This window comes from Capnocytophaga canis (assembly GCF_043187445.1).
Taxonomy (GTDB): domain Bacteria; phylum Bacteroidota; class Bacteroidia; order Flavobacteriales; family Flavobacteriaceae; genus Capnocytophaga; species Capnocytophaga canis.
Window position 1 is genome coordinate 1,420,937 of sequence record NZ_CP171121.1, and the last position, 22,753, is coordinate 1,443,689.

Here is a 22,753-nt window from a genome sequence, read left to right on the forward strand (position 1 = left end):
ACAAAGTGCCAAAACTTACCCCTTTACCAACGCCGACAACTGCGTTCGGTTAATGCGTTCTTTAAAGGATATTTTTATATTTTGGTTTTGGGCTCTGTAATATTCATTAAGGGTTTGGAAATATTTTTTGGCAAAATCAATTTTGGCTCGTTCGCTATCGGAAACATCACCCAATGTATCATACCCTTTGGCTTCTACTACCAAAAACACTTTATTGCCTTGCTCCCCTTTGATGGCGTAGCAAAAATCGGGGTTGTACTCACCTATTGGGGTTTTGATTTTGAGTTGTGGCAACTTCCCAAAAATGGCAATTTCCGAAATATTGGGGTCTTTCTCGATGATTTGTAATTCAAAATCACTATCGTACTCAATAACTTCTTCAAAAATCCATTTTTCTTTCAGGGCAAAATCCGTATCGATGTCCTTTTGGAATTTGCCCACGCTACCTTCTTTGAGATAGGTTTTGTCGTTTTCCGTTTTGAAAACATTGGCAAGGACTTTTCCACTGATGCCATCGTATCGGATATGGGCTTTTAGGGTATTGATGAGATTTTTATTGATGATTTTCTCTATTTCCTTTTGGGCTTGTGCAGGATTATTGGCAAGGTTTTCCGCCTTAAACTCTTTGCTTAACGCATTGAAAATCTTTACTATAAAAGCAAGTGGTGTTTTGGTTTTATTTGCCAGGAATTGCACCATTTCCAAAATATTGAGTTCTTTTTTTCGCTGTTGCGTACTCACAATCTCGGTAGTAATGGCATCTTTTCGGTCGATTTTATTTACATTGAGTGTTTCTCGTTTGGTTTGTAGGAATACTTCATCGATTTGCAAGTTTTCTATATCGGTTTTGATGTTTTCGATGAGTTGCTGTTGTTTTTCTTCGCCCAAAGTATCCAATACATAAAAAGCGTTTTGATTTATCGTATTCCAAAGGTCTTTAAACTCTTGCAGATGGCTTTGTTTGATAAATATTTTTTTCTTTTCTTTTACTTTATGGGCTTTTTGAATGAAAGTATTGATTTCCGAAGGCGACACAAATACATCCAGCAAGGCTTTTTCTTGCTCGGCAGGAAGATTTTGTTCTTTCAGTAGCGAAACGAAGTTATCAGCTTTTTCGAAAATCTCTTCTCCGTTAATCATTTCTTTAAATACAATCATTTCTGCATTTTCCAACTTGCGGAATAATTGACGAATGGTATTGACATCAAGATTTGTTTTTTCTTGTAAAATATTTTTAATTTCTTTTTCGGTAAAACTTTTAGACACAAGGAACGAATTACTTAAAATTTCATTTTGAATGCTCTCTACAAAGCCTTGTTCTTTGCTCGAAACTACGACATCCAAATTATTGATTTTCCAAAATTCTTCTTGATTATTGCCTAAATTCTTAAAAGTTTTTCGTTGCAGATTTTGATCTACACAGATACGCAAACCACGCCCAATTTGTTGCAGCTTAGAGATTTCGCTTCCTTGGTTAGAGAGTTTGCAAATGGTAAATACATTGGGGTTATCCCACCCCTCTTGCAACGCCCAAATGGAGAAAATAAAACGCGTAGGACTCTCAAAAGACAAAAGTTTTTTCTTGTCTTTGAGGATTTCGTCCACGCCGTCTTTTACTTTTTGGTCGGCATTTCCTTTATCGCCGGAAAAATACCCTTTATGCACTTGCAGATTTCCGTCCGTATCAAAGCTGTTTTTCAGATAGTGATAGTAGTCAGAATTTACATCAAGGGCAGCGATAACCTCATCATATTTCTTTTTAAATTCTTCTTCAAAAAAGGTTTTAATTTTCGGATTTTCGCCACGGAAAAGGCTCGTGTCGCTCTCCATAAAAAACAACGACAAGGCTTTGATACCCTGCTCAAAAAGCATCTGTTCTTTTTGGAAATGAATATCAATCGTTTGGGCTATCATCGCACGAAGCGACTCATCAGAGAGGTTATAATCTACCTTTTCGATGAAGTCATTTTCCAATACAATCGTATCTTTATTTATTTTTTTGATGGCTACTTCGTTAAATTTTCCGCCTACGCTTACTTCTCTTCGCACGATGGTTCCGTTGCTAAGCGTGTCAATCAAAGCAATGTTTTTTGAGCCTTTTTTCTCAATACCCACAAGCGTATCCACACTTTCCACGATATCTTGGGTATAAACCACAATTTTCTTTACCAAATTTTGGCGGAAAGACGAAATACTATCCAATACATACGCCACATTAGAGAGCTGTACGCTGTCTTTTTTTTGTGGAAAAGTAGCCCCAAAACGCAGGTAGTAATTATTAAATCCTTCGAAATACTTTTTAAATGCATCGCCGTCAAATCGGTGCGGTTCGTCCATTATCACAATCGGATTGAGCTGTTTGAGGCATTCCAAATAGGTTTTCGGAGTTTCAAAGTGGTCTTTATCTATCGTAAAAAGATTAATTTCGCGTTCCAAAGGTCTGTTCAGAATATTATCCTTGCTCGAAAACGAACTTGGCGTCATTATCAACACCGACAAATGTTGCGAATGAATAAAACTATTGACCGCCGAAATATTCCCACCCTCGTAGGTAAAAACTTCTATTTCTTTCTCCTTCTCGTTGGCATACAATCCTTTGAAATAGTCTTTGGTATCTTCCAAATTGGTTTTTGTTCCCTCGCGAATCGGCACGGTGGGAATGAGAATGATGAATTTTTGGTAGCCAAAGTTTCGGTTGAGTTCAAAAATAGTTTTGATGAAAGTAAAGGTTTTTCCTGTACCTGTTTCCATCATAATATCAATGTTTTTAGCATCTTGTACAGGGAAAGTGTACTGATTTTTATTTTTATGTTCGGTAAGCGTTTTTTCAAAAGAATCTTGCTCGTGCAAATTTTCAAAAATCTGTACAATATTATGGATACAATCTTCCTGATAAGATTGCGTTTCGTATTGAAATTGTTTTACTTTCATTACACTATCATATTTTTTTGTACTTTATCAAAAAATTAGACTTTGGACAAAGTGCTTATCTTTTAGCCTCGACAAATTTACACGGAAAAGCTGTACTTGCAAAATTATGATGTAAAGAAGAAAATTATGAGCGGAAAAAGTTAAACACGTTAAATATTATTTTGGGTACTATTTATAGCTAAACCACATAGATACATAGATTTTATTCTATATTTCTGTGTGGTTTAAAACTTTTCTACCTCTCAAAAGGCAAAAACAGGTCAAATGAACGGTTGATTATATGAAATTATTTTTTCTTGGCTCTACTTTTGACTACCTCGTTCATATCGTCGATGATTTTAGCTACTTTGTCGGCAAAAGCGGTGTATTTTGCCCCATCGACAAGGGTCATCGCCACCAAATACGGAATCAACTTTTTGTTTATCAATCCCAAAAGCGGTTTGCGAAGGCTACTAGCACTAACTTTTGAAAGGTTTTCGGTGAATGCTTCTTCGTATTGCAGACGTAATCTGGCAAATTCCTCCTGCGTGGTGCGGATTTGTGTAATCGCCTCGCTCACTCCCGAAAGTGCCGTCACAGATGCCTGAATCTCAGCCACCGACAAGTCTTTGAGCAACGAATCAATCAGGTTCGACTCGCTGGAATAGTTCTCTTCGGTAATTTTTACGCCGTATTTCTTGAAAATGAGAGCGATTTTCTGCCCGTGAGCTTTGGTATTTTCCACCGGAAACACCTCATAGGCTTTGAGCATTTTGTCCAACACACGAATAGCTTCGTCACGCTCGGCATCAGCATCTTCGAGTTTCGATACAGCTTTGTCTTTTTTTATGGCTTCGGTAATGGCATCGCCTTGGGTTTGTATTTCCGAAAGAAGGTTTTTCAAAAACGCATCGTCCTGCAAAGTAGCAGTACCTTTGTAAAGAACCGCCAATCGGTTGGCAACATCGCCCACTTCGGTAATTCTGGATTGATAATTTAATGGCTTCATAATAATATTTGTTAAATGTTTATGTCTGAATGTTTCATCGCAGTGAAAAGGGTGTTTTGTCTTTCGGTGAGGCTTTTCAATGGAGTGAAAGGAATGTTTGGTTTCTCGGTGAACGATTTCACTGCAATGAAAAAATCGTTAAGCTTACCGTTGAATGTTTTCACAACAGTGAAAAGGTCGTTTTGTTTTCCGTTTTGCTTTTTCACTATAGTGATTGCCAAATATAGAGAATATTTTTAATATTTCTGTAAAACAACATAAGGCTATCTAAAAACTTTTTAGGCAGCCTTATGTTTTATTAGAAAGGAAAGTTGTGCATCTCGCTCATCAAGTTGGTTTATATATTATTCCACTTGCACTTATTATGGGAAATTTCCCATATTTTTTATAAAATCCTTGTTGTAATTTGGTAATTGTTGGGCTTGAATTTTGGAAATCTTGAACAAGCGATAAAACCTAATATCTTTTCTTTGGTTAAAGAAGGTATTCGAGTTTTAATATGCTAGGAGTATCCCATAATCTGTGTAAGTTGAAAAGTTATTCTGAAATTTTTTGAGCCCTTAAAAGCTCAAAAAAAATTTCGGAAATAACTTTTTAACTATTTTTGACCCATAATTTAAACAGATATGATTAACAAGGAAGAATTGCTCAACAGCAAAGAATTTTACAAGTCATTTAAGACTGCTGAGGACTTGACAGGTTTCTTTAAAGAGCTCCACAAAAAAGCGGTGGAACATATGCTCAATGCCGAACTCGACGTTCACTTGGACAACGAAAAACACGACAAAACTAAAGATGGAAATTATCGTAACGGACACACTTCCAAGAAGATAAAAACTTCCTTTGGCGAAGAACAAATCCAAGTTCCTAGGGATAGAGACGGTAGTTTTAACCCAATGTTAGTCCCTAAACGCAAGAACGTTATCGATGGTTTGGAAAACATCATCGTATCGTTCTATGCCAAAGGAATGAGCGTGAGCGACATCGAAGAACAAATCCAAGAAATGTACGGCTTTGAAGTATCAACTTCCACAATATCAAGGATTACCAATGCGGTTACCAATGAAATGGTCGCTTGGCAGAACCGCCCGTTGGACGAGCTGTATCTGATTGTTTGGATGGACGGCATCGTTTTTAAAGTTCGTGAGAACTCAAAAGTTGTCAACAAAACCATTTACCTTGCTGTGGGCTTGAATCGAGAGGGAAAAAAGGAAGTTTTAGGAATGTGGCTCGGAAAGAATGAAAGTTCCGCCTTTTGGATGAGCGTTCTCACTGATTTAAAGGCTCGTGGAGTGGAAGATATTCTCATTACTGCCACCGATAATTTAAACGGATTTACGCAAACCATTCGCACGGTTTTTCCCCAATCACAAACGCAAATATGTGTGGTTCATCAGATTAGGAATGCTTGTAAGTATGTGGTTTACAAAGACAGAAAAGAATTTACAGCCGATATGAAACACATTTATACTGCCCCTAACAAGGAAGCTGCCAAGGTTGCTTTGGAGGATTTTGCCCAAAAATGGGAGTCAAAATACGGCTATGCTATCAAATCTTGGTATGACAATTGGGACGAATTGACCGTATTTTTCGATTTTCCGTTAGAGATAAGAAAAATTATTTACACAACCAATCTTATTGAGAATCTGAATGGTAAGATTCGGAAATACACCAAAAACAAGCTGTCTTTCCCAACAGACGAAGCTGTGCAAAAGTCCGTTTTCTTGGCTTTGAGAGAAGCTACCAAAAAGTGGAGTATGCCTATCCAAAATTGGGGGATTGTCTTGAACCAATTTATGCTTATATTTGCACAAAGACTCAAACTATAAAAACTTAACCCCAACTTTTTAACTTACACACTTAGAGGGATAGTGTCAATATGCTGTATAGTATTGTCTATCTGTTCAAATGCCTTGTCTATTTCACTTCCTTTGAGTTCCACAAAATAAAATTCGGTTTCATCAGATTTACATTCATAATCTCTTATAAAGAGATAATCACATTTCTTTGTTGTTTTATCAGCATTTAAACAGTCATCCACACGAATTTTCAGATAGTAATTCTTTGCACATTGAATCTCAAATCGTTTACCATTTTCCTTGGCGACCTTATTACTTTTAGCATCGCAACATTTAGGAAAATTTTCGATGATTGTTTGGATGCTACTCTTCATATCGAATACTTATTAGTTGATCTACCTGCTCGGTGATAATGTCTGAAACTTTGTCGATTGCATTAACATCTAAACCTTTAAATTCTTCATCTAAAAGTGAAATCACTTTACCGTCTTTTACTTCATAAGCTGATACATCTTCGTATCGAATCCATTTATCTTCCGAAATGATGTTTTTAATCTCCTCTTTTCTCTCTTCTTTTTCTATTGCCGTGTTACTTGCTAACATCATATTATTAAACGCTGAAAGTACATAAGGACTGTGGGTGGTTATTACCAACCGAGAGTTAATTCTATTGACGATAGAAACAATATGCTCAACAAGTTCTTTCTGTCGTTGAGGAAACAAACTAATTTCGGGCTCTTCTACACAAATCATTTGGTCAGAATCTTCCAAATCTTTTTTGGTCTCTGCTAAATAATTCAATACAACGATTAAAGGCAATATAGCTTGAACACCACTTGATGTATATTGTATATCCAATTTTTGCCCTTTGTATTCAATGTATTCTTTATCATCATTATTATGGTAAGTAAATCCTAAATCCGAATAATTTACTTTCGAACTATTTTTCTTAGCTACTTCATAATATCCCGCAAAATCTAAATAAGATTTAGACACGCTAACATTATTTGCCCATAATCCTGAGATACTTTTTCCTAACATTGAAAAAAACATTCTTTCTGCGGGGATGTAGATAATTTTGGAATATCTTTTTATAAAAGAACTTTCTTTGCGAAGTTCATCTATCTGTTGTTTTGCTTTTTCATATTGAGATTCGATTGTATCTAACTTTTCTTTATCTATATCATTCTTTAATAATTCAATGTCTTTTCCAATTTTTTTTATTATATCATCAAATGATATTTTCTGCATTATTTCTTTAATACGATATATATTAAGTAATTCGTCGCTTAGCTTTATTAAATTTTCTCCTTTAATTTTTACAAAATAATTATCCAAATAATACTCTATCTCAGAATCATCTTTCAAGAAATCAATATTGTAGTTTTTTAATAATGAATTAAAATCTTCTATCTTCTCAATACCCTCTTGCATAATCTTCTTAAAAATACAAATCAGTTTGGCTATGATACTTTTCCCTGTAGAAGTATCGCCTATCAAGAGTGTGTATTTTTTTATTTCAATTTCTACTTCGGAAATTGGACCAAAATTTTTAATGATTAATTTTTCCATTGTTCCTATCGTTTTTTGTACGATGTAAAAAAATTACCTCATACAGTTTTATTACTTTTTAATGGACGGATATCTCCCTACACCACCACATTCACGATTTGACGGATTTAAAAATATTTTTGTTTTAAAAATATTTCCAATTGAGTGTTTTGTTGTAGTAATTTTTCCGAATAGATTGCCTTATTGCAATCTTTTATACTATCAATCCTGTTTTTAGCAATTTCAAAATATTCTGGACTAATTTCAAAACCAATAAAATTTCTTTTTAATCGTTTTGCTACTACGCCTGTTGTTCCGCTTCCTGTAAATGGATCAAGAATAATATCTCCCTCTTGGCTCCCTAACAATAGAATTCTCTCTAAAAGTGTTTCAGGTTTTTCTGTGGGATGCGAGGTTTTGTGTCTTTCTGCATTGATTTCCCAAAGATTTCGCATTTGTTTTCCTCCATTTATCATTTTAGCCATTTCGTAATCAAAGTAATACTTTTTGGATTTACTGGCTACCCAAATGAGTTCTGTTGATGGAGCAAGGCGATTTTTTGATAGCAAAGGAGCTGCATTTCTTTTAAACCAAATAACATCATTAATAACCCATAAATTAAGTTTTTTTAAAATTACGCCAACTGATGGGTGATTATGCAATGTACCTGAAATCCAAATAGTTCCATTATCACTAAGAACACGAATACACTCCTTAATCCACAGCTCATTAAACTTATCTATATCTTCTATTATATCCCATTCCCCCTTATCACAAGTAACCATTTTTCCACTTTGAACCGTTTGAAATGTTGCTCCTGACAAATTGTAAGGTGGGTCTGCAAAAATTTGATCAATACTTCCTGATGGGATTTTTTTCAAAAGTTCTATACAATTTCCCAATTGTAAATTTATTGTAGTTTCAGATATAGTCATTATTCTAATATTAATCTTTGTTTTGCTATTTCGATATATTTAGGATTATTTTCTATTCCAATCCAATTTCGATTCAATTTTTGAGCAACAAAACCTGTTGTTCCTGTACCAAAAAAAGGGTCAAGAACAATATCATTCTCATTTGATGAAGCCTTAATGATAAGTTCCAAAAGTTTTTCGGGTTTTTGAGTTGGGTGTAACGCTCTTCCATTATCTCCTCTTAATCGTTCTTTACCTTGAACAATAGGTAATTCTATAAAATCCAAAAAATCACGCATTTGCTTGTCTTTTCCTTCCTTCGTCTTATTTGGATTAAATTTCTTAACTTCATCATAATTAAAAACCCAATTTTTGCCCTTTACAAACCAACAAACAAACTCCGTCGAATGCGTGTAAGTTCGTTTAGTAATATTTGGCATAGCATTAGTTTTATACCAAGTTAGTACATTATTGAGTTTAAAACCCATTTTTTTTGCTTCAACTAAAATTTCTCCTATATTATGTTGGGTACAAGAAATATAAAGACTTCCATTGTCTTTTAGTACTCTACGGCATCCTTTTAGCCAATTAGTTGTGAATTGTACATAATCATCATCATCAAATGTATCCCACTCTTCATTCACTTTGTAAAACGCTCCCCCCGTTTTATTATTTTCAAGATTTAATGTATTTCCTGAAAGATTATAAGGTGGATCTGCAAAAATCAAATTTATAGAATTTTCATCTATTTGATTTTTAAGGATTTCTACGCAATCTCCTTTGTATATTTTATTAATTTCCATTCGTAAAAATCTTATCTACTTCTTCTTTGTACCATTTAAAACCATCTCTTGTATCGGAATTTAACAATTTTGTAAACTTGTCTTGAAGTAATTCAAAATTATTTTCATTTTTCAAGAGATAAATCATATTTGAAACTGATAATGGCAGTATATCCATTGAATCTACAAAATATTCATCAGAATAGTACCAGGGAGAAAATTTATAATTTCTTAATACTACTAAATTATTTCTATCAAGTTGCCCTGCCACAAATAAAGCCAAACTATTAGGATTTACTTCTGATATATGTTTAGCCAAATGTCGTGGAACTGGTTCTGCTTCCATTTTCCTTTGTCCATCGTTATCACTCAATGTCGCTTCAATCAAATAATCCTTATCTTTATAACTAACAATAACATCAGCTTGTCCTCCTCCCATATGCGTTTTGGGCAAAAGATTTGCGTCCAAATTCGAATTAAGAATGTTGGATAATTTAACTTCTTTTCCTGAAAGCCAATAAAAAGATATTCCCAATAAATACTCAAATAAAGCAGGAATTGTTGCTTCGTATTCTTGATATTTATCCTTGATAAAATCCCTTATTTTTTTGTCATTTCTCGGATAAATATTCTCAAAAATAGTAATAATATTTTCTTTTGTAAATATATTGTTGATTAAATTTAATAATCGTTCTTCCTTTTTCTTTTGAGTAAAATTCTGTAACCCAAGTTTTTTAATTTCAGGAAAATCGGTAGCTATTTGAGCTGATAAATCTTTAAAATTTATTTTTAGAAAATCATATACATCTCCTATTTCTTTATGATTGGTCTCTAAATGTTTTCTATATTCTAAATTTGATGAAATAGGTTCTATACTCAGAAAATTATTTTTTACCGATTTAAATAAATACCAAAAGACAATATCAAGTTTGATGTTATCATACTCAAAAATAAAAATATCTAATAATTTCAAATGTCTTGTATTCAAATCTCTATATTCCTCACAAACAGATAATTTTTTAATATACATATACAGAATATGAAAATTCAGTATAAAATCTTTTTCTGTTTTAGATGCAATTAAAGATGTTTTTTCAAAAAATGAAATTATAGTGTTCCAATCCGAAGAATTATTTAATAATGTTGTATCAAATAATATTTCTAAGTAAAAACTTGGTTTTTTGCTTGAAATATCTTTATAGCGTGATTTTAGTCTGTTTTGAATAAAATTTCTTTTCTCTGTCTTATTCCATTGATTCTTATTTTTCCAATACAAATAAATGTCGTAAAATAATCCTATTGTTTTATCTTTAAAGCTGTTACCCTTTCCGTGAGGAAAAATTTCATACAAAAGTTCTGATAAATTCTCTGTGTGAGAAACATCAAAAGAATTAAAAAATAATTCAATATTTTCCTGTGCCGTTTTTGTACTTTCAGAATTTGCAATGGCTTTATAAACTACCTCACGATAATCAGAATTTAATTTATAATTTTCAATGTTTTGGACAAGTTCTTCCTTCGTTTGTGAACTTGCCCAAATATAAGTTACAAAATCAATTGGCAACTTATTTTCAAATTCGATCACCGAATAAATTAATGATAATAAAGGAAGAATTTTAAAATCATTCTGTTGATATTTTAAGAATTGCTTTAAGTAGGTATAACTATCTTTTGATATTTCAAAGTTATTAATATCATAGGATTGTGAATTTTCTATCAATTCTCTTCCTATATTTGTTACAACTCGTTCTTCCGTTGTAAAACCCAATTGCGAAATGAAACTTGTTTTTACTCTAACATCTTTATCTGAACTTACAACATTATTGGTTTTTATATCGAAAATATCAAGTTCAGTAAGTAACTTACCAAAATCTATTTGGTCTGCATTTTCCCAATTTGCATTTTGCTTTCTAAATTCAACAAGTGCAGATAAAATTTTTACATAAATCGCTCTTGGGTCGCTTAGTCTTGCTCCCGTATTCCCAAAGGAAACCAAACCACTATTTGATGTTATTTTTTTATAAATATTCATTTACTCAAATTTATTATATCTCGTCCCTACCCCACCACATTCACGATTTTCCCTTTTACTACGATGATTTTCTTCGGAGGGTTGCCACCGAGTTGGGCTTGGGTGCGTTCGTCTGCTAAGATTATTTTCTCTACCTCTTCGTTAGATAAATCCAAAGGCAATTCGATTTTGAAACGCACTTTTCCGTTGAACGACACCGGATATTCTTTGGTGCTTTCTACCAAATATTTCTCTTCAAAAGTTGGGAACGGCACTTGGCTGATGCTTTCGTTGTGTCCTAAAACTTCCCACAATTCTTCGGCAATGTGCGGTGCATACGGCGAAATCAGCACTGCCATCGGTTCTAAAATCGCTCGTTTGTTGCATTTTAGTTTTTGGAGTTCATTCACGGCAATCATAAACGCCGATACCGAAGTATTGAACGAGAAATTCTCAATGTCGTACGCCACTTTTTTGATGAGCGTATGCAAGATTTTGTATTCTTCTTTGGTTGGTTCTTCGTTGGAAATCGAAACCGCATCGCCATCGAAATACAGGTTGTAAAACTTCTTCAAGAAGCCTGAAACGCCTGTGATTCCTGCCGTGTTCCAAGGTTTTGCCTGTTCCAACGGACCTAAAAACATTTCGTACAAACGCAATGTATCTGCTCCGTATTGCTCACAAATATCATCAGGATTCACGACATTGTATTTGGATTTCGACATTTTTTCTACTTCGTGACCAACGATATAAGCCTCTCCCCCCGCCCTCTCCGAAGGAGAAGGAGCTTTTGAACCTATTGATGGTAAACTATTTGTAGCATTTACGCCCTTAGTTCCCCCTTCGGGGGTTAGGGGGATTCCATTCTCCAAAATAAATTCAGCATTTTTAAAATCAGGTCGCCATTGTTTAAAGCCTTCAATATCCAATTCCGAAGCATTGTTTACTAATGACACATCTGCGTGAATGGCTTGTACTTTTTTATCGCCAATTTGCCCTTTCGAAATGAACGTATTTGTACCTTCCAATCGATACACAAACGCACTTGTTCCTAAAATCATTCCTTGATTTATCATTTTTTGAAAAGGCTCTTCGGCTTGTATAAATCCTCTGTCTTTGAGGAATTTATTCCAAAAACGAGAATATAATAAATGCCCTGTGGCGTGTTCGCTTCCACCAATGTACAAATCTACATTTTGCCAATAATTTAGGCTCTCTTGCGAGGCAAATTCCTTTTCGTTGTGTGCGTCCATATAGCGAAGCCAATACCAAGACGACCCCGCCCAACCCGGCATCGTAGAAAGTTCCAAAGGAAAAACCGATTGATTATCAATCAAATCAGTACTTACAATTTTTTCTTCGGCTTCGTTCCAAGCGTATTCTTTTGCGTTTCCTAATGGTGGGTCGCCATCCTCGGTTGGGAGGTATTTTTCCACTTCAGGAAGTTCCAACGGCAAGGCTGAAAGCGGCAACGTGTAAGGCATTCCGTTTTTATAATAAACAGGCACAGGTTCGCCCCAATACCGCTGACGCGAGAAAATAGCATCTCTTTGTCGGTAGTTGATTTTAGCCTTGCCTACTCCCGTTTTTTCCAATTCTTCAAGGATTTTTTCGGTGGCTTCTTCGTAATCCATTCCGTTAAGAAAATCCGAATTTTGCAATTTGAAACCACCCTTTTCCGTGTAAGCTCCTTGCGAAATATCTTTATCAAAAATATTGATGATTTCAGGCATTCCTTCCGCACCTGCAAAATGTTTTGCAAAGGCATAATCACGTTCGTCCCCGGCAGGAACCGCCATCACCGCCCCAGTGCCGTAACCTGCTAACACATAGTCGCCTATCCAAATCGGAATGGATTGTTTGGTAATCGGATGCTCGGCATACGCTCCCGTAAATACGCCCGAAATAGTTTTGGTATCCGCCATTCTATCTCTTTCCGAACGCTTAGAAGTCGCTTCGATATAATCCAAAACGGCTTGTTTTTGTGCTTCGGTTGTAATTTGTAAAACCAATTCGTGTTCAGGAGCCAAAGTGAGATAAGTTACGCCGAAAATGGTGTCGGGTCTTGTTGTAAAAACGGTAATATGTTCAACGTTTGAAGTTTCAGGTTCAACGTCTTGGGACTTTGAACTTAGAACTTTAAACTTGATTAACGCCCCTTTTGATTTTCCTATCCAATTGCGTTGGCTTTCTTTTACAGATTCACTCCAATCCACCGATTCTAAGCCTTGCAACAATCGCTCGGAATAAGCGGTAATACGCATACTCCATTGCGTCATTTTCTTTTGAAAAACAGGATATCCGCCTCGTTCCGAAACGCCATTTACCACCTCATCGTTCGCTAAAACCGTTCCCAAAGCCGGACACCAATTAACGGTAGTTTCGGCACGAAACGCCAAACGATAATTGAGTAGAATGTTTTGTTTTTCTTCTTCGCTGTAATTTTTCCATTGCTCGGCGGTAAAGTGAAGCTCTTCGGTCTGAGCCGCATTTAGGTTTTCCGTTCCGAATTGCTCGAAATGCTGAACGAGCGTCTGAATATCTTCCGCCTTGTCCGTGTGGTTATTGTACCACGAGTGGAACAACTGAATGAAAATCCATTGCGTCCATTTGTAATAATCAGCATTTGAAGTCCTTACTTCTCTACTCCAATCGAACGAAAACCCGATTTTATCGAGCTGTTCGCGGTAACGAGCTATGTTTTCACGAGTGGTTTTTTCAGGATGTTGCCCGGTTTGTATGGCGTATTGCTCGGCAGGAAGTCCGAAACTGTCGTACCCCTGCGGATGCAACACATTGAAGCCTTTGTGGCGTTTGTATCGTGCGAAAATATCCGACGCAATGTACCCCAGCGGATGCCCCACGTGCAATCCTGCCCCCGACGGATACGGAAACATATCTAATACATAAAATTTCGGCTTTTCCGAATTGTTTTCTGTTTTAAAAGTTTGGTTTTCTGCCCAATATTTTTGCCATTTGGCTTCAATGTCTTTATGGTTGTAGTTCATTTCTCTCCGCAACCCTCTCCAAAAGAAAGGGAATTTTTATTAAATGGTTAATAATCTGATTAAAATGCAAAAGTAATATTTTTATGTTTAACAAACGTATCTCCAGAAAATTTATCTATCATCGCTAAGTATGTCGTTAAAAGAAATCCAATCGCCACGAGTAAAACGCCTTAAAATATTATCTTGCTTGTATTGATTTTTGAGTATAAACAAACGCGTTACGTGGGTGGGCTGTTTGGTAGTGTCTGCTTTTACGCCATCTTCGGTAACTTCGATGCCCAATTTTAGGGTGCTTTCTTTGTTATCGTAACGAGAAAAAATTGCCAGTAGGCGGTCGTCCAACTCCCAATGATAGGTAAATGAATCGTTATAAAAACTATTTTCTTTTACCGTTGGTTTGCCGTGTTTTTGTTCTAAATAATCAAGTAAGGCTTTAAAATCGTCCGTACCTTTGCTTTCACTTTCAGCAACTAACGCCATAAAATCGCCTTTAAGACTAGTTGCCATATTGATTTTGCAAAAGTGCATTTTCTGAAAATATGCCAAGCTATCACGAGTACTCCAACTTCGCATATCGTATCGATACGCCATCGGAGTTTTTTCTTTCGTAAATTCACCTTTAAAAACGGTGTCTATTTGAATGACGTGAAAACGCAAAAGTTCCCAAATTTTCTCAGTCAATTTTTCTCTTTCCTTTTCGGAAAGATTTTCCTTGTTTCTTTTTTCCAAAATTTTCTCGGATTCTTTCATATTTTTTTCAGCTTTTTCGATTTCATCGGTATAAAAAGCGGCTACATCAAAATTTAGATCGAATTTTTCCAAATCCAATCGATTTTTTCCGAGCTTGGGAGACGAACAACTATGCAACATAAGGATAAAAATAAAGAATAAGGTTAAACTTTTAATGGCTTTCATACTTTTATAAATATTTAAAAATTAAACAATTACATTATTAAAATACAGAAAATCACTTTTTGAGAACTGCATTAAAATCTATCCAATCGCCAGAGCGAAAATTACTAATGATACTATCGTATTTGTATTGGTTATTGAGTATAAACAAATGGGTTGTATTAAATCTAATGGTATCTGTCGTTGGATTGTTTTCAGTAGCTTCTTTACTTAATTTCAGTATTAGATTTGCCTGTTTTTGTTGTTTAGAAATCATTGCCAATAGGCGGTCATCCAACTCCCAATAATAAATAGGAAAATTTCGGAAGAAGTTTTTTTCTTTTACCGTTACCTTACCGTGTTTTTGCTCCAAATAACGGAGTAAGGCTTCAAAATCGTCCGTACCTTCGCCTTGGCTTTGGGCGACTAACGCCATAAAATCACCTTTAAGGCTTGTTGCCATATTTATTTTATGAAAGTGCATCTTATGATAATTCGCCAAACTGTCAGCAGAATTCCAGCCCCACATATCATATCGATACGCTATCGGACTTCGTTCGTACTCGTAAAATTGGGCGTTAAAAATTGTATCTTTTCGAATACTCTTAAAATTGAGAAGTTTCCAAGCTTTTTTGACCAATTCTTTTCTTGCCTTTTCAGAAAACCCTTCCTTTTCTCTTTTTTGCTCGAGTTTCTCCAATTCTTTCATATTTTCTTTGCCTTTCTTAATTTCATCGGTATAAAAAGCATCAACATCGAAATTCAAGTCGAACTTTTCCAAATCCAAACGGTCTTTTCCGAGCTTGGGAGATGAGCAACTATACATCATAAGGGCAACTGTAAATAATGGGATTAAACTTTTAATGGTTTTCATATTTCATTTGCCAAATTAATACCTTTTTAAAAGACAAAAATAGAATTTTTTATATTTCTAAAAGATGTTTTATTTCTTAAAAATCATTATTTCAGATATTTCTATTCCTGTATAAGGAAGTACCGTATAAGTTGTAAAATCTTCATCATACATTAAAATTTCAGATTCTGCTGGCATAAATTTTCTAACAAAATTTGAAAATTTATGAATGATAGATATAGAATTAGATTCAAAATATACCCCATTTAACTGTTTATCCAATAAGCCATAAAAAAAACTATTTGAAGATTCTATTTTCCATTCGTAACAAAAATTTCTTTTTTCATCTTTTATTTCTGTAATTTCTATATCTTCAAAAATATCTTTCAGTTGAGATATAAATTTTTCCTTATTTATTTTCCAATTTTCTTTTTCTTGCGGTGATATTAATAATTTCATCTTCTTACAGTTATCATTAGTTTTTTAAGGGTATTACAATGTATAATTTGGTAAATTTGAGCGTCTTGCTTTGTCTATTTAGTGAGTTTATTAAACATCTTTATCACAATATACAGCATTATAAATCCTATAATTCCGTATAAAAACAAAAAAACGTAGTCCACGTTTCGCAATAGTTCTCTGAGCGTAGGAGCTACCGAAGAAACTTCTGAATTAGATACCATTACGCCAAACAGATAGAAAATTACACCTGCCAAAAAACCTATAATCGCAACCAAATATTTTTTATTCATTTTCATTTTTACTAATTGTCGCATTTTTTACCGCTAAGCCAAAATATTTTTTCGTACCAATTCCCCCTTTGAAAGATATGAACGAAAGCGAGGAAATAAGTGGGGAAATATAAAATCCCAAAAAAATCCTCCATTATTTGCAGTTTTTATCTTTGATTTACTTATGCAAAATGATTTATTACAGGATATATAAATTGTATTTTTGACTTTTAAATCACCAAATAATTAAAAACAACAAATAAACAATATTTAAGAAGAACATAATACTCAACGATTTATTTGAAGAAATTCCGCCAGAGATATCAATGATATAACCACCGCCAAAGATAAATCCAATAAATAATGATAGCAATGCAAAAAAATATTTCTCTCTAAAGAAAAGAAAAATATCAAAATAATAAGTAAGATTTTTTTCAGATTGATTGAGTCCAAAAAAGGGAATATTTTCTTTTGGGTTAAATTGTGTATTTTTTTCTATATAGAAATATTGCGTCTCGCTATTTTCATATTTTTTATATTCTGCTACTTTTGCCCAATTGGTAACCAAGCCATTATATTTTCTTTCAAATTTTATTTTTTGATTTTGTTTTTCAACAAAAAAATAAACCCTTCTTTTACTGGCGTGTTTATCAATTGTTATTTTATTTGTTTGCAATTTTTCAGTAACTACCACTTCTCTTACAGGCTCTAAATTAGAATCTGTTTTCTTTATAACGGATACAAAAAAAATGGTAACCAATAAGGGAAAACCGAACATTATGAAATGGTAAAATCTGTTTTTCATTTTTATAAATCTCTGTTTGCTATATATAATAGTTATTTTTCAGTTTTTTTCAAAAAACATAACTGCATTTCAATAAAATATAGTTATATTTTGAGTGAAACCATACTTAACTCGCATCTTTTTAAGTTATTATGGATTAGATTGATAGTGATTGATTATCTCTAAAATCCTATTTTTGGTAAAATCTAACTCATTTTTTATATGCTCCTCTACATTTCCCTCATTGATAGCATAAATAAGGATAAGATCAGAATAATAACCAATTAAATACATAAATTCAAATTGAAAGTCCTTCTCGTGATTGTATTTATTTATTTTTTCTCTAATAGTCTGCAAAGATGATCCCGTCATTCTTCTTTTAAAGACTTTTAAATTTATTCTTCTTGTGGATTCGGGTAAGCCTGTATACTCAAATTGATCATAGATTATTTTCTTTAATCTATCATAAACATCTCTTTGATTATTTTCTAGAGAAATGAACATTTTTAGACCTATGCTAGATTCAACCCAAGTCCATATATCATAATTCCCCGCAAAAGGTATATCAATTATTAATGATAAAATTTCCTCACAAAACTCAATATTACCCTGTAGATGTGCAATATAGGCACTCTTACATAATTTTCTTAAAAAGGAAGGTAATTCTAAATTAACTTTAGTAGCTTCAATAACAAAAGCATAAGGTTTTTGATTTTCAAATTTGCTTTCTATTTTTTCTAAAATATTTTTCATTGTTCATTTAAGATAAAATTATAAATTCAATCACAAACCCATTTCTTTCTTGATGCTGAGCCTTTTATAAGGAAAAAGTTTTATTCATCATCTGAGTCATCAATTAAATATTCTGCAAATAGTTCATCAAAATCATCCGAAGTATAAAGTACTTCGCTATTTTTAATAGCCTGTTGTATTTCATACTCTGTTGGCTCTGAAGAAATAGTAAGACTTTCCAAAAACTCATCAAGATTAGCCGAAATTTTAGTTGCAGGCGTATTATTTCCCTCTAAACCTTGATCATTTATTTCGTGGTTCCAATAGTATATTTCCTGTGTATTTTTATCCATACAAAGCAAATCGCCACCATCCACACTACCAATAGGGAATAAATTTTTATCTGTTCTATTGGTATAGGTTTTTATCGTTTCCAAAAAATCTTCGTAAGCATTCTTAGAAAAACCGAACAAGTAGTTCAAGTCAAATTCCACCCTATCTTTATAATAGGTTTTTCTTGGTTTGGCAACATTATAGCTAATCAAATATTCCCTAAAATCATTAGGAATATTAAAATATGCTTGTTCAAATGCAGTCAATTTTTCTAAATTTTCCGATTTAGATACGGGATAAGTACTTTTTACGCTGTTCATAATAATTTTCATTATCGGCGATGTCAAAGTTATAAACTTTTTGGTAATGAGGGCAAAACCGCTATGTTTATAAAAAAACATAACTACATTTCAATAAAATATAGCTATGTTTTGAACAAAACCACATTAGGTTTTAGATAAAACCACACGTGGTTTTTTATTTCTTTTCAACGCAATTTATAATACAGATTCCCTTTCAATATCAAAAATATCAATATTCTTTTGCTCAAATAAATCTTCCAAAGCATCTTTTCCATATTGAGTTAAATACTCTAACTCATTATTAGAAATGGGAATTGCTAATAAAAAATTAATATTAACTTCATTTATAGAAAATTCCTCCAATTTATCTTCCCACAAGAAAGGGGAAGTAAAGTAAATATGCTTCATTTCTATATTTGGATAATACATTTCTATTAAAGTTTGGAAAACAGCTCCTTCTACTGATTTCCATTTATCTTTCAAAATAAAAAAAGCAATAGAGCTTAATACATTAGAAAAATCTTTAAACTGAACATAAGAAGCTGCTAATATTTCTGTATGATTATTTTCAGAAGCTAATTCAGATAACCCTAATGTACTATAAAAAAGTACTTTTTTATCGACAGGGTCAGGACAAGAGAGTATCCTTATAGAAAAATTCCCTGTTTCGTCACCATAAAGCTCTACTTTTGGCTGTGTCCCAAGTATTGGGGACAATTTTTTAAATAAATTAATTTGATATTGACTTGGTTTCATTGTTCTAAAAAAATATTTACTCATTAAAAAATCACTCCTCAATTGCAATTCCCATATCTGCCATATTATTTTTTAAAATCGTGCTGATATAATTTCCTTTTTTTCTGGAAATACAAGCGGTAGCAAATGTTGAAGGAGCAACATATTTTTCTACTTTATATTTTTTATCTGTTAAAACAGGCAACATATAGTAAGCGTTTTTTTTATTTTCGGTATCCATAACCCATTTTCCGCCGATATGTTTTCTAAATGTTTCTCCGATATATATCGTTAATAAATCTAATAGCTTTGCATTTTCTATCAACAACGTATTATTCTCAAAGTTGGTAAATATCCATTGTTCCAAATCATCCAAAGATTGGATACTATAATCCAATGTAAGATGATGTTGTTGGGCGAAATTTTGGGTAAAATCGTCCATTTTATCATCAATATAAAAAATCCAATCTTGGAAATTATCTTGTGTGTAGCTCATAATATTTCTTTTTTTACATATTGGGTCAATTTGTTTTTCGGTTGGGAAATCAGACCAATCTATCAATTCAGGATTTATTTGGTTTTCAATAGCTCCCAATAATAGCCTTTCTTTTTTGCGTAAAATAAATGCTTTTATCAGATGAAAAGGAGACAGCAATATCCCTTCTGTTGAGTGTCCTTCTATCACAGGAAAACCGTAGTAAAGCGAGTTATTTACTTTGTCCAAATTGCATTTCCATTGTGCATTTTTAAAATTTTTTCTGACCACTTCTCCTAAATATGCCGATAAATCGTTGTAATCATCGTTTTCAATAGTAATATCGTTATTTACGATATATTTTTCTATCAAATCTACACTTTTGATACTCAAATTAAAGTCTAAACCTTGCGATTTTGCTTTATTCTGAATACTTTCCAAATAATCATCTATATTGAAAATAAAGTTTTCAAACTTATCTTCTAATTCTTTAACAGTGAATTTTTCCATTTTTATAGCTACTTTATTTTTGAACCGATGTTGTCTGTAATGTCAAAGTTATAAACTTTTTAATGATATTATGCAAAAAAAATCACTCATTAAAGAAAGAATTTAGAAAATCCGTAAAAGATTCGGAAACCAAAATATAATTTTTATCCTCTAAAAATTCGGCTTCAATGATATAAATCTTACCATAATCTGAATCATCTAATGAAATTAAGAAGATATTATCGCCATTATCATTTGCAAAAGGAATTTTATTATTAAAATCCACGCCACTTTCTTGAAAGTCGTCTATCAGTTTTTCTATGGGAAGTGCTCCATATTTAATGGAATCAAAACTATTTATCGTAAAAATATTTCTCAGCCCTTTTACATACTCAAAAGAAGGATAGCCTCCGTTGAATTTTAGATAGTGTGCTTTAAAATCTTGCGGAAGTTTTAGTCCGATTTTTCTTTCAAAATCATCCATATCCGCCAAGGTGAGCTTTTGTTCTGTTTGTGAAAATTCCATAATGTTTTTATTTTAATTTACCCTTGCTAATGCACCATATCGTATGGGGAGTATGAGTTGTCTTTAAAAATACTGTCATTCATACCAATTTCCCGCAACTACATTGTCCATTTGTTTATAATATATTTTTTTTAAATCTTCATCATACTTAATCAATTTAGACTTAAATTCTGCTAATCTTTTTTGTATCTCTTCTATCGGATAATTTAAAAATTTCATCAAAATTAAAGCCCTTATAAAAACATTCTCAGTATTAGCATATCTTGCCCCTGTAGCTATCTGCTCTAATAAAAAATTGAGCATATTTTGGGGCTGGGTAATAAAGGGAATAAAATCTTTTACATATTTAGTATAAGAATCTATTAGCGCCTGACTAAAAGCTGGAATATCTTCCTCTGCTCTTATAGACCATATAGGATTGTTATTTATCCAATATTCTATGTTTAAAAAATAAGATAATGGAAAAACGAAGGTATGTCCTAAAATCCCAAATCCATCTATTTTACCGAATATTTTTTCTACTTCTGTAAGCTGTACAAAAAGTACAATATCATACATATATTCAGGGTGATATTCAAGATAAGTAAAACCGTATTCAATGCGATAAGTATCGGTCTTTTTTACATACGCCATATCTTTTTTTACATATTTAAACCCTTCTTGTTTAAAAAACGCTTCGGTTTGCTCTTGAATAATTGTGTTTATTTCTTTTGCTCTCAGATTCTTCCGTACTTTGTTCTTGACAACCTTTTTCCCCTCTAAATAATCTTTTACCTGTTGTATTTTTTGCAGGTCATTGGTCATTAAAACAAAACACCCTCTGTCTTCTTGAGCAACTTTAACCCCAATAAGTTCGGATAAAATCTGCTCAAAATTGTCACTTTCCTCTTCCGAAAAATAATTTTCCTCTTCATCCATAGGAAATTCTTCAAACAACAAAAAACTCGTACCATTATCAAACACATTGATAACGGGTGTGTTATCCTCAGGATAATTATTTATCTCTATTTCTTTTATAATATTCATCATTGTATTTTTTAAACTTTTTACTAATTTCCTGCGACTACATCGTCATTTGTTTATAACTGATTCCGATAAGCCCCAACAATACCATTATTTGTCGTCCTCCGTTTTTTGCCGTACTTGGCAACGGAAATAAAGCTCTCCCGCCTTAGCAACTTTTAGCATATCTTGGCTGTTTTCCGCATCAATTTCTTCTGCCTGTTGATAAAATTCATTCGTTTTGAAGGTAAGATGCCCCAACAATTCCTCTCCGAGAGTAAAAGTGGGCTTTTGTGCCAAGATAAGTTTTTGCTGTTGCATTTCAAGAGTGATATTGTCCGTCAGTGTATCGGAAAGAGTTTGTTTATAAGTGTTTCGCTCGTGCGTATCTTCCCAATAAAGGGTTTGGAAATCGTTCTTACTCAGATTGATATTAAACTGAAAACCTCCGAAAACCCAAATTCCCATTCGTATTTTGATGGTATCGTTGTCCAACACACAAGTACAATCGGTAGTGAAAGGCTCCTCTTCCGTGCTTAAAAACGGATATTCCTTGCCCTTTGCTAAAGTTTTAACAAAATATCGGCTGCGGTTGTCTTTGTATCGCAGAGCAGTGATTTTATGTTTTTCAATCATTTTTTGAACAAACTCTTGGGGCGTTCCCTCGATAAAGGCTTTGCCGTCGAGCATCATTTGTAGTTCTTCTTTTTGGTGCTTGTCTTTCAAAGAATCCAAACGGATTTCGTTTTTAGTCAGCGTTTCAAATCGTTCCAATTGAGGAATTTTTCCGATGTGGTACGCAGTTGGCGTTTGTCCGTTACTACAAGAATACATCGCCAAAGCGACAAATAATTTCAGTAAATGCTGAATTTTTAGTTTTTTGTTCATCATTTTTCTATGCTAAAAAGTTGATATT

22 protein-coding genes are annotated in these 22,753 nt (G+C 33.3%); 1 reads left to right on the forward strand and 21 read right to left on the reverse strand.

Going from position 1 to position 22,753, the window contains the following annotated elements:
• Positions 1-15: 15 nt before the first annotated feature.
• The 3 genes from ACF3OB_RS06000 to ACF3OB_RS06010 form a co-directional block, all read right to left on the reverse strand.
• Positions 16-2,931 (reverse strand): DEAD/DEAH box helicase family protein, encoded by a 2,916-nt coding sequence (locus ACF3OB_RS06000; protein WP_392447045.1) that lies wholly within the window; start codon positions 2,929-2,931, stop codon positions 16-18.
• Between the two features lie 286 nt (positions 2,932-3,217).
• The gene (locus ACF3OB_RS06005) at positions 3,218-3,919 is read right to left on the reverse strand and encodes a DUF6261 family protein (RefSeq protein ID WP_392447048.1); all 702 of its coding nucleotides are present in this window, start codon (positions 3,917-3,919) and stop codon (positions 3,218-3,220) included.
• An 11-nt stretch (positions 3,920-3,930) separates the two neighbouring features.
• Complete coding sequence (locus ACF3OB_RS06010) at positions 3,931-4,140, reverse strand: hypothetical protein (RefSeq protein ID WP_155848710.1); 210 nt, start codon at positions 4,138-4,140, stop codon at positions 3,931-3,933.
• 405 nt (positions 4,141-4,545) lie between these two features.
• Between ACF3OB_RS06010 and ACF3OB_RS06015 the strand changes: the two genes are divergently transcribed.
• Positions 4,546-5,748, forward strand: coding sequence for an IS256 family transposase (locus ACF3OB_RS06015; protein WP_095893597.1), 1,203 nt, complete (start codon positions 4,546-4,548; stop codon positions 5,746-5,748).
• 23 nt (positions 5,749-5,771) lie between these two features.
• Here the strand turns inward: ACF3OB_RS06015 and ACF3OB_RS06020 are convergent, their stop codons facing one another.
• From ACF3OB_RS06020 to ACF3OB_RS06105, 18 genes are all read right to left on the reverse strand, one after another.
• Positions 5,772-6,092, reverse strand: a complete 321-nt coding sequence (locus ACF3OB_RS06020) for a hypothetical protein (protein ID WP_392447050.1) — start codon at positions 6,090-6,092, stop codon at positions 5,772-5,774.
• Positions 6,082-7,290, reverse strand: coding sequence for an AAA family ATPase (locus ACF3OB_RS06025; protein WP_392447052.1), 1,209 nt, complete (start codon positions 7,288-7,290; stop codon positions 6,082-6,084). Before ACF3OB_RS06025 ends, ACF3OB_RS06020 begins: the two co-directional genes overlap by 11 nt.
• A 107-nt stretch (positions 7,291-7,397) precedes the next feature.
• Positions 7,398-8,204, reverse strand: a complete 807-nt coding sequence (locus tag ACF3OB_RS06030; protein ID WP_119652457.1) for a DNA-methyltransferase — start codon at positions 8,202-8,204, stop codon at positions 7,398-7,400.
• On the reverse strand, positions 8,204-8,986 hold the full coding sequence (locus tag ACF3OB_RS06035) for a site-specific DNA-methyltransferase (protein ID WP_172917502.1): 783 nt from the start codon (positions 8,984-8,986) through the stop codon (positions 8,204-8,206). The genes ACF3OB_RS06030 and ACF3OB_RS06035 overlap by 1 nt, the downstream gene beginning before the upstream one ends.
• Positions 8,976-10,997 carry an AlwI family type II restriction endonuclease gene (locus ACF3OB_RS06040; protein ID WP_392447054.1) on the reverse strand — a complete coding sequence of 674 codons (2,022 nt, stop codon included), beginning with the start codon at positions 10,995-10,997 and terminating at the stop codon, positions 8,976-8,978. Before ACF3OB_RS06040 ends, ACF3OB_RS06035 begins: the two co-directional genes overlap by 11 nt.
• Positions 10,998-11,023: 26 nt before the next feature.
• Positions 11,024-13,984 carry a leucine--tRNA ligase gene (locus ACF3OB_RS06045; protein WP_392447056.1) on the reverse strand — a complete coding sequence of 987 codons (2,961 nt, stop codon included), beginning with the start codon at positions 13,982-13,984 and terminating at the stop codon, positions 11,024-11,026.
• Between the two features lie 111 nt (positions 13,985-14,095).
• The gene (locus tag ACF3OB_RS06050) at positions 14,096-14,899 is read right to left on the reverse strand and encodes a hypothetical protein (protein ID WP_392447057.1); all 804 of its coding nucleotides are present in this window, start codon (positions 14,897-14,899) and stop codon (positions 14,096-14,098) included.
• A gap of 52 nt (positions 14,900-14,951) precedes the next feature.
• Positions 14,952-15,749 carry a hypothetical protein gene (locus ACF3OB_RS06055; RefSeq protein WP_392447059.1) on the reverse strand — a complete coding sequence of 266 codons (798 nt, stop codon included), beginning with the start codon at positions 15,747-15,749 and terminating at the stop codon, positions 14,952-14,954.
• Between the two features lie 69 nt (positions 15,750-15,818).
• Positions 15,819-16,187, reverse strand: coding sequence for a hypothetical protein (locus ACF3OB_RS06060; protein ID WP_392447062.1), 369 nt, complete (start codon positions 16,185-16,187; stop codon positions 15,819-15,821).
• Between the two features lie 74 nt (positions 16,188-16,261).
• Positions 16,262-16,504, reverse strand: coding sequence for a hypothetical protein (locus ACF3OB_RS06065; RefSeq protein WP_241697312.1), 243 nt, complete (start codon positions 16,502-16,504; stop codon positions 16,262-16,264).
• A gap of 190 nt (positions 16,505-16,694) precedes the next feature.
• Positions 16,695-17,264 carry a hypothetical protein gene (locus ACF3OB_RS06070; RefSeq protein ID WP_392447064.1) on the reverse strand — a complete coding sequence of 190 codons (570 nt, stop codon included), beginning with the start codon at positions 17,262-17,264 and terminating at the stop codon, positions 16,695-16,697.
• Between the two features lie 129 nt (positions 17,265-17,393).
• Entirely contained in the window at positions 17,394-17,996 is a 603-nt protein-coding gene (locus ACF3OB_RS06075; protein WP_392447066.1) for a DUF6707 family protein, read from the reverse strand.
• A gap of 80 nt (positions 17,997-18,076) precedes the next feature.
• A complete protein-coding gene (locus ACF3OB_RS06080) occupies positions 18,077-18,640 on the reverse strand; it encodes an SMI1/KNR4 family protein (RefSeq protein WP_392447068.1) in 564 nt (187 codons plus the stop codon).
• A 165-nt stretch (positions 18,641-18,805) separates the two neighbouring features.
• Positions 18,806-19,366, reverse strand: coding sequence for a suppressor of fused domain protein (locus ACF3OB_RS06085; protein WP_392447070.1), 561 nt, complete (start codon positions 19,364-19,366; stop codon positions 18,806-18,808).
• Positions 19,367-19,397: 31 nt separating this feature from the next.
• Positions 19,398-20,330 (reverse strand): hypothetical protein, encoded by a 933-nt coding sequence (locus tag ACF3OB_RS06090; RefSeq protein WP_206676008.1) that lies wholly within the window; start codon positions 20,328-20,330, stop codon positions 19,398-19,400.
• 82 nt (positions 20,331-20,412) lie between these two features.
• Positions 20,413-20,835 carry an SMI1/KNR4 family protein gene (locus ACF3OB_RS06095; RefSeq protein WP_392447072.1) on the reverse strand — a complete coding sequence of 141 codons (423 nt, stop codon included), beginning with the start codon at positions 20,833-20,835 and terminating at the stop codon, positions 20,413-20,415.
• A gap of 75 nt (positions 20,836-20,910) precedes the next feature.
• The gene (locus tag ACF3OB_RS06100; protein WP_392447074.1) at positions 20,911-21,864 is read right to left on the reverse strand and encodes a hypothetical protein; all 954 of its coding nucleotides are present in this window, start codon (positions 21,862-21,864) and stop codon (positions 20,911-20,913) included.
• Between the two features lie 84 nt (positions 21,865-21,948).
• A complete protein-coding gene (locus ACF3OB_RS06105; RefSeq protein ID WP_392447076.1) occupies positions 21,949-22,728 on the reverse strand; it encodes a hypothetical protein in 780 nt (259 codons plus the stop codon).
• Positions 22,729-22,753: the final 25 nt, after the last annotated feature.